Consider the following 6,738-nt stretch of genomic DNA (forward strand, 5'->3'; position numbering starts at 1 on the left):
ACTGGTCGTGAACGATCCCCAAGAACGCTTCACCGACCTCTACGACCGGCACTATCGCAGCGTGCTGGGGTACGCCCTGCTGCGCGCGGACCGGGGCGCGGCCGAGGACGTCGTCAGCGAGACCTTCCTGGTCGCCTGGCGGCGCCTGGAGGAGATGCCCGAGGCCGAGCTGCCCTGGCTGCTCGGCGTCGCCCGCAACCTCCTCGCCAAGCAGCGCGACTCGCGCCGCCGCGGCCTGTCGCTGGTCGACCGCGTCACCGCGCTCAGCACCACCCACGACCACGTGGCGTGGGACGTGGCCGAGCACGTCGTCGACCGGCAGAGCGCGCTCGCCGCGCTGGCCTCGCTGCCCGAGCGGGACGTCGAGGCCCTCGCCCTGGCCACCTGGCACGGGCTGCCGCCCGACCAGGCCGCGGCCGTGATGGGCTGCTCGGTCCGCACGTACAACGTCCGCCTGCACCGGGCGCGCGGGCGCCTGGCCCGGGCGCTGCGGTCCGAGCCGAAGGCGGCCCGCCCAACGGCGCCGGCCGTCCCCCGCCGATACGCGGAAGAGGCCTGATGACCCCCAGCCGACCCTCCCCGGAGCACACCGTGAACGACCGCACCTTCGCCGACCTCAGGCCCCGATCCCTCGACGAGATCACCCTCAGGGCGTACGAGCGGCGGCGCGGCGACGACCTCGCCCGCGCCTTCGCCACGCCGAGGACCACGCCGAGGACCACGCCGACGACCGCGCCGCCGCCCGCCCGCCGGGCCGTTCCGCGCCGCCGGCCGGTCCTGCTGCTCACCGGCACGGCCGCCGCCGGTCTGGCCGCCGCGGCGATCGCCGTGGTGCCCGCCGCGCGTACGGAGGCCCCCGCCCCCGGCACGCCCGCGCCCGGCACGCCCGCCGCAGGCGCGACGGCCGGCACCCCGAGCCCGTCGCGGACCCTGGACGCCCACGCGCTGCTGCTCGCCGCGGCGGCGACCGCGGCCAGGGAGCCGTCCGCCTCCGGCCGGTTCTGGTACACGCGGGAGCACGTCTCCCAACTGGTCCGCGTGGTCCCCGGCGAGTACGACGCCGCGATCCGCAAGCTCGCGGCGGAGGAGCGGGCCAAGCGCGCGGAGCTCAAGGACCGGCCCGCCGAGCTGAAGGCCTACGAGAAGGACTTCGACAAGCGGGTTTTCCAGCTCAAGACCGCCCCCATGCCCTACGCCGCCGCCACGGCCACCGTGGAGGAGAGCTGGGCCGCCCGTCACGGCGCCGGCCGCGTCGACGTCGTCGAGGGGCCGTCCGTGTCCTTCGCCACGCCGGAGGACGAGGCGAAGTGGAAGGCCGCCGGGTCTCCCGAGCTGACCGAGAAGCGGCCCGCCTCCCGCAGCACGGAGCCGCGCCTGCTGTCCGTCGACAACCCCTCGCTGACGATGGCCGACGTGGGCCGCCTGCCCACCGGGCGGGACGCCCTGGCCCGGCGGCTGCGCGAGCTGTACCGGCAGAGCCCGGCCGTGGACGGCCGCAGCTACGCCTCCTACCTGTGGAGCACGGGCTTCGACCTGCTGACCGCGCCGATCACGCCGGGGACGCGCGCGGCCCTGTTCCGGGTGCTGGCCGACCAGCCGGGCATCGTCTCGCAGGGACGGACGGCCGACGCGCTCGGACGGCCCGGGGTCGCCCTCACCCTCACCGAGCAGGACGAGGTGGAGGGCAGGGTCGACTACCGGATGATCCTCGACGAGGGGACGGCCAGGCTGCTGCAGTTCGACGTGGTCGTCGGCGGCGGGCCCCTGCCCGCGCTGCGCGAGACGTATGAGGACATGGGCTGGGTCGGCCGCCTCGGTGAGCACCCGCGCTCCTGAGCCGTACGGCAGGCGGCTCGTGAGGTCCCGTCACGGGGGCGGGACCTCCCACCGCGCAAGCACGGCCGGGCGAGCCGCCGTCCCGGCGCTACGGGGAGTCGGGTCCGAGCGGGGCGGCGGTCGAGGCGGCCGGCGCCGTGGGCTCCTTGAGCTCGACGAAGATCGAGTGCGTCTCCGTGTCGCCGATGTTCTCGCCGGCGTGTTCCTGGGCCGACAGCCAGCGGGCCTGTCCGGCCTCCAGCGCGAGCTCCACCCGGCGGCCGCCGGCGGTGAGCCTGCGCGTGAAGGCGGCCAGGGTGACCATGACGCTGTCGGGATGGCGGTGCGGGGAGGTCCTGTCGCCAGGGCGGTCGCGGTACCGCAGCACCCGCACCCGCTCGTTCTCGAAGATCACTGTGTAGAGGCCGGGATCGGTCAGGACGGGATCGTGGCTCATGCCGCCTCCATGGCTTCATGGGACTCAGGTCCCATGGGACGACAGTACCATGATGGCTATGGCAGTACCATATGAGCTCACCGGCCGGCATCAGCAGAAGGCGCGCACGCGGCGGGCCCTGGTGGACGCCACCCGGGAGCTGATGGCGCAGGGGATCACTCCGACCGTGGAGCAGGCGGCGGCCGTGTCGGGCATCTCCCGCACGACCGCCTACCGCTACTTCCCCAACCAGCGACTCCTGCTGGTGGCGGCGCACCCCGAGACGGAGCAGGTCTCCCTGCTCCCCGACTCCCCGCCCGACGACCCGTCGGCGCGGCTGGACCTGGTCATGCGGGCCTTCACCCGGCTGACCCTGGAGTGGGAGCCGCAGCTGCGCGCCTCGCTCCGGCTGTCGCTGGAGCCGGGCGCCGGGCAGCCGGTGCTGCGCGGGGGCCGGGCCATCGGCTGGATCGAGGACGCCCTCGCCCCGCTGCGCCGCACCCACCCGGGACTCGACGTGCGCGACCTGGCCGTCGCGATCCGCTCGGCGACGGGCATCGAGTCGCTGGTCTGGCTGGTCGACATCGCCGGCCTCACCCGTGAACAGGCGGTGCGGACGATGACGCGCTCCGCGCGGGCGCTCCTCGACGCGGCGCTCGCCGCCCACGCCGCCGGCCCCGCCCCCTCAGGTGACGGTACGCGCGGCGGGACCTGAAGCGGCGTCCTCACGGGCGCCTGCCGATCCCGCCAGGCGACGGTGCGCGCGGCGGGACCTGAAGCCGGGGTTATCAGGGGCGCTTGCCGACGCCCGTGAGGACCTCCTTGAGGCGGCCGGCGGGGCCCTTGTCGGGGGCGAGCGGCGGTGTCTCCATCCCGGCGCCCTCGCGCATGCCCTCGATCACCGCCCGCAGGGCGTCGGTCCCGCTGTGGCGCGGCCGCCAGCCCAGCTCCTCACGAGCCCGGGTGACGTCCATGATCGGGATCTGCAGGGCCATCTCCACCAGGCCGGGCGAGGCGGGGATCAGCCGCAGGTGCCACCCGGCGGCCACCGCCGTCCGCACGAGCGCCGGCGGGACCGGGACGCGCCGCGCCCCCAGCACCTCGGCCAGCACGGCCGGGTCGATGACCGGGTCGGCAGCGATGTTGATCGGCCCCGCGACCGGCTTCATCAGCGCCAGCCGGAACGCCTCACCGGCGTCGGCCGAGTGCAGCGCCTGGAACCGCAGGCCCGGCATGTCCGGCACGAACGGGATCAGGTTCGACCGGACGAGCCGCTGCGGCAGGAACGGCCCGGCGAACAGCCTCCGCTGCTCGGTCGCCGCCTCCTGCTTGAAGATGAAGCCCGGCCGCATCCGGACCACCCGGATGCCCGGATGCTCCCGCTCGTAGGCGTCCAGCACCCGCTCGACGTACGCCTTCTCGCGGGAGTAGGCGGCGTTCGGCCAGCCGTGCGTGGGCCAGCTCTCGTCCACGGGCCGGTCCTTCGGCCCGGGCGAGTAGGCGCCCACCGACGAGGAGTGGACGAGCGTGGAGACCCCGGCCCGCACCGCCGCCGTGAAGACCCGGACGCTGCCGATCACGTTGGAGTTCCAGGTCGTGACGGGATCGTGGGTCGGCTGGAACAGCCAGGCCAGATGGACGACGGCTTCCGCCCCCGCGAAGATCTCCGTGAGGTCGCTCCGATAGACGTCGGCCGTCCGCCACTCGGTCTTCCCGGTCCGCCAGTCCGGCATCCTGCGTGCCACGCCGACGATCGAGGTGACGCTGGGCTCGGACTCGAGGGCCTGCATCACGCTCGTTCCGACGTTGCCGGTGGCACCAACCACGACTACTCGCATATTTAGCCCGGTTCCCGAGGACGAAAAGGGCAAACTGGACAGCTGTCACGACGAGGAGCCGCACGTGCCGTACAAGATCGAGGTGCCCAGGGAGCTGGCCGCGTCCCACGCCCGGCACAGCGGGGACGCCGGACGCGCCTGGATCGAGGCGCTCCCGGACCTCGCCGCGTCGTTCCTCGACCGGTGGGACCTCACCCCGGACGGCGTCCCGTCGTACGGTGTCGTCTCGCTCGTCATCCCGGTACGGCGGGCCGGCGGCGGACGGGCCGCGCTCAAGCTCCAGCCGGCGAACGAGGAGAACGACGGCGAGCCGGTGGGCCTGCGGGCCTGGGCCGGCGCGGGAGCGGTCCTCCTGCTCGACGCCGACCCGGCGACCGGCACCCTGCTCCTGGAACGGCTCGATCCGGACCGCTCGCTCGCCACGCTGCCCGACGGCGCCGAGGCCGTACGGATCCTGGCCGGCCTGCTGGCCCGGCTGACCGCCCTGCCCGCTCCACCCGGCCTGCGGCGGCTCGCCGACGTCGCCGCGGCGATGCCGTCCACGGCGCGCCGGGCGCTGCCCGGCCTCGCCGACCCTGAGGAGCGGCGGCTCGCGCACGTCTGCGTCTCGGCCGTGCGGGACCTGCTCCCCGAGCCCGGCGACCGGCTGCTCCACTGGGACCTGCACTACGGGAACGTGCTCGCGGGCGAGCGGGAGCCCTGGCTCGCCATCGATCCCAAGCCGCTGGCCGGCGACCCCGGGTTCGACCTCATGCCGGCGCTGTGGAACCGGTGGGACGAGGTGGTGGCGTCCGGCGACGTCGCCCGGGCCGTCCGGGCCCGGTTCGACCTGATGACCGAGACGCTGGGGCTCGACCGGCGGCGGGCCGCGGGGTGGACGCTGGGCCGGGTTCTGCAGAACACGTTGTGGGATCTGGCCGGCGGCGCCCACCGGATGGGCCCGGCACAGCGGGCGATCGGCGAGGTGATGCGGCCGTTGTGGGGCCCCTGATCTGGAGTCCCAGATTTCCCCTTGGACATAGCCGGGGAATTCAGTGGTGGCGCGGGAATACCGATACCTAGGAGGATTAAGTTCTCATTCTGGTCAGAGAGGCGGAACAGGGGAGATGGCTCAGATCGTCGGTGGCGGACGCCCCGTCAATGACGCCGAACGAAGGGTCATCGCGCACCTGCGGGACAACGCCCCTGACGACTGGCTGCTGCTCCACAACATCGAGGTGCCGCGCGGGGCGGACCTGTTCGAGGTCGACGTGGTCGTCCTCACCGGCCACTCGCTGATCGTGATCGACGTGAAGGGCGCCCGCGGCCGCTTCGAGGTGGTGGGGACCCGGTGGTTCCCCCAGCACAGGGAGGCGTTCGGCTCCCCCGTGGCCAAGCTGCGCGGCACCGCGCGGGCGCTCAAGGGCCTGCTCATCGACGAGCACCGCGAGCTGGAACGGCTCTACGTGGACAACGTGGTGGTGCTGACCGCGCCGGGCGCCGTCCTGGTCGACCCGACCGGCCGCGACGCGCGCCACGTGACGACGATCCCCGGCCTGGTCCCGATGCTGAGCGACGTCTCCCGGGTGCGGCACGGGTGCAGCAGGGACGCCCGGCCGTACCGGACCGCGATCATCGAGGCGCTGAACGGGACCGTGCGCCGCTCGACCGCGCCGCCGCGGTTCGGCAACTGGGAGGTCGAGGAGCAGCTCGGCGGCGACAGCCGGGTCACCGAGTACCGCGCGGTCAACGCGACGGCCCCGACCAGCGAGACCGTGCTGCTGCGGGTCTACCGGGCCGACCCGATGGCCGAGCAGCAGCGGCGGGTGGCCGAGCAGCGGCGCATCGCGAACGCCTACCAGTCGCTCGCGAAGATCCCGCCGCATCCCTGCGTCGTCCGCTCGCGCGACTTCTTCGCCATCGACGACGAGAGCCGGTTCGTGCTGGTGCTCGACGACGTGCACGGCCAGGCCCTGCACCTGCACCTCACCGGGCGGAGGCTCGGCACGGACGCCAAGCTCGGCGTGATGGAGGACATGCTGGCCGGGCTCGCCCACGTGCACGCCAACAACGTGATCCACCGGGCGCTGACGCCCGCCTGCGTGCTCGTGGCCGACAACGGGGGCGCGATGCTGACGGGCTTCGACTACGCCAAGCCGGGGCCGCGCAAGCACACGGTGGCCAACGAGCTGCCCAACATCCTGGACGTGCACTACGTCGCCCCGGAGTGCCGGGCGCGGCCCGACCGGATGACGCCCGCCTCCGACGTGTACTCGGCGGGCGTCATCGCGTTCCAGCTCCTGACCGGCGAGCTGCCGGTGCCCGGAGCCGACGCCGAGCCGGACGCGAAGGGGGTCGCCCCCGAGGTCATGGACCTCGTACGGCGGATGCGCGACCCCACCCCGGCCAAGCGGCCGGACGCCGCCTCGGCCCTGGATGAGCTTCGGCTGGCGCGCAACGCCCGGCCGCGGCTGCGGGAGGGCGCCCTGATGGACCGGGTGCGCCGGACCCTGCGCCGCTTCTCCCGCGACTGACGCGCGACTGACGCGCGACGCCGCCGGCGGAGTGCGTGCCGCGCGGGCCGTGTGGATGGGCACACGGCCCGCGCGAGCCTCTTGTGGACGGCGAGGCGTTCTTCTTCCTGGCAGCGGTCAGCGGGAAGTGGCGTAC

At 74.1% G+C, this 6,738-nt stretch carries 7 protein-coding genes; 5 read left to right on the forward strand and 2 right to left on the reverse strand.

Annotation, left to right across the window (positions count from 1 at the left end):
• The first annotated feature begins 7 nt into the window (after positions 1–7).
• Together Mco01_RS37120 and Mco01_RS37125 are read left to right on the forward strand one after the other, a co-directional pair.
• A complete protein-coding gene (locus Mco01_RS37120) occupies positions 8–559 on the forward strand; it encodes an RNA polymerase sigma factor (RefSeq protein ID WP_204061501.1) in 552 nt (183 codons plus the stop codon).
• The gene (locus Mco01_RS37125; protein WP_204061502.1) at positions 559–1,836 is read left to right on the forward strand and encodes a hypothetical protein; all 1,278 of its coding nucleotides are present in this window, start codon (positions 559–561) and stop codon (positions 1,834–1,836) included. Before Mco01_RS37120 ends, Mco01_RS37125 begins: the two co-directional genes overlap by 1 nt.
• Before the next feature lie 88 nt (positions 1,837–1,924).
• On the opposite strand, the gene Mco01_RS37130 is transcribed toward Mco01_RS37125, so the two are convergent.
• Positions 1,925–2,272 carry a cupin domain-containing protein gene (locus Mco01_RS37130; protein ID WP_204061503.1) on the reverse strand — a complete coding sequence of 116 codons (348 nt, stop codon included), beginning with the start codon at positions 2,270–2,272 and terminating at the stop codon, positions 1,925–1,927.
• A gap of 58 nt (positions 2,273–2,330) precedes the next feature.
• Between Mco01_RS37130 and Mco01_RS37135 the strand changes: the two genes are divergently transcribed.
• Positions 2,331–2,966 carry a TetR/AcrR family transcriptional regulator gene (locus Mco01_RS37135; protein WP_204061504.1) on the forward strand — a complete coding sequence of 212 codons (636 nt, stop codon included), beginning with the start codon at positions 2,331–2,333 and terminating at the stop codon, positions 2,964–2,966.
• A 73-nt stretch (positions 2,967–3,039) separates the two neighbouring features.
• Here the strand turns inward: Mco01_RS37135 and Mco01_RS37140 are convergent, their stop codons facing one another.
• Positions 3,040–4,077 (reverse strand): NAD-dependent epimerase/dehydratase family protein, encoded by a 1,038-nt coding sequence (locus Mco01_RS37140; protein ID WP_239104204.1) that lies wholly within the window; start codon positions 4,075–4,077, stop codon positions 3,040–3,042.
• 76 nt (positions 4,078–4,153) lie between these two features.
• Between Mco01_RS37140 and Mco01_RS37145 the strand changes: the two genes are divergently transcribed.
• Positions 4,154–5,080, forward strand: coding sequence for an aminoglycoside phosphotransferase family protein (locus Mco01_RS37145; RefSeq protein ID WP_204061506.1), 927 nt, complete (start codon positions 4,154–4,156; stop codon positions 5,078–5,080).
• A 115-nt stretch (positions 5,081–5,195) separates the two neighbouring features.
• Positions 5,196–6,602, forward strand: coding sequence for a methylation-associated defense system protein kinase MAD6 (gene mads6, locus Mco01_RS37150; RefSeq protein ID WP_204061507.1), 1,407 nt, complete (start codon positions 5,196–5,198; stop codon positions 6,600–6,602).
• The last annotated feature ends 136 nt before the right edge of the window (positions 6,603–6,738 follow it).

Source organism: Microbispora corallina, assembly GCF_016863035.1.
In the GTDB taxonomy this organism is placed as follows: domain Bacteria; phylum Actinomycetota; class Actinomycetes; order Streptosporangiales; family Streptosporangiaceae; genus Microbispora; species Microbispora corallina.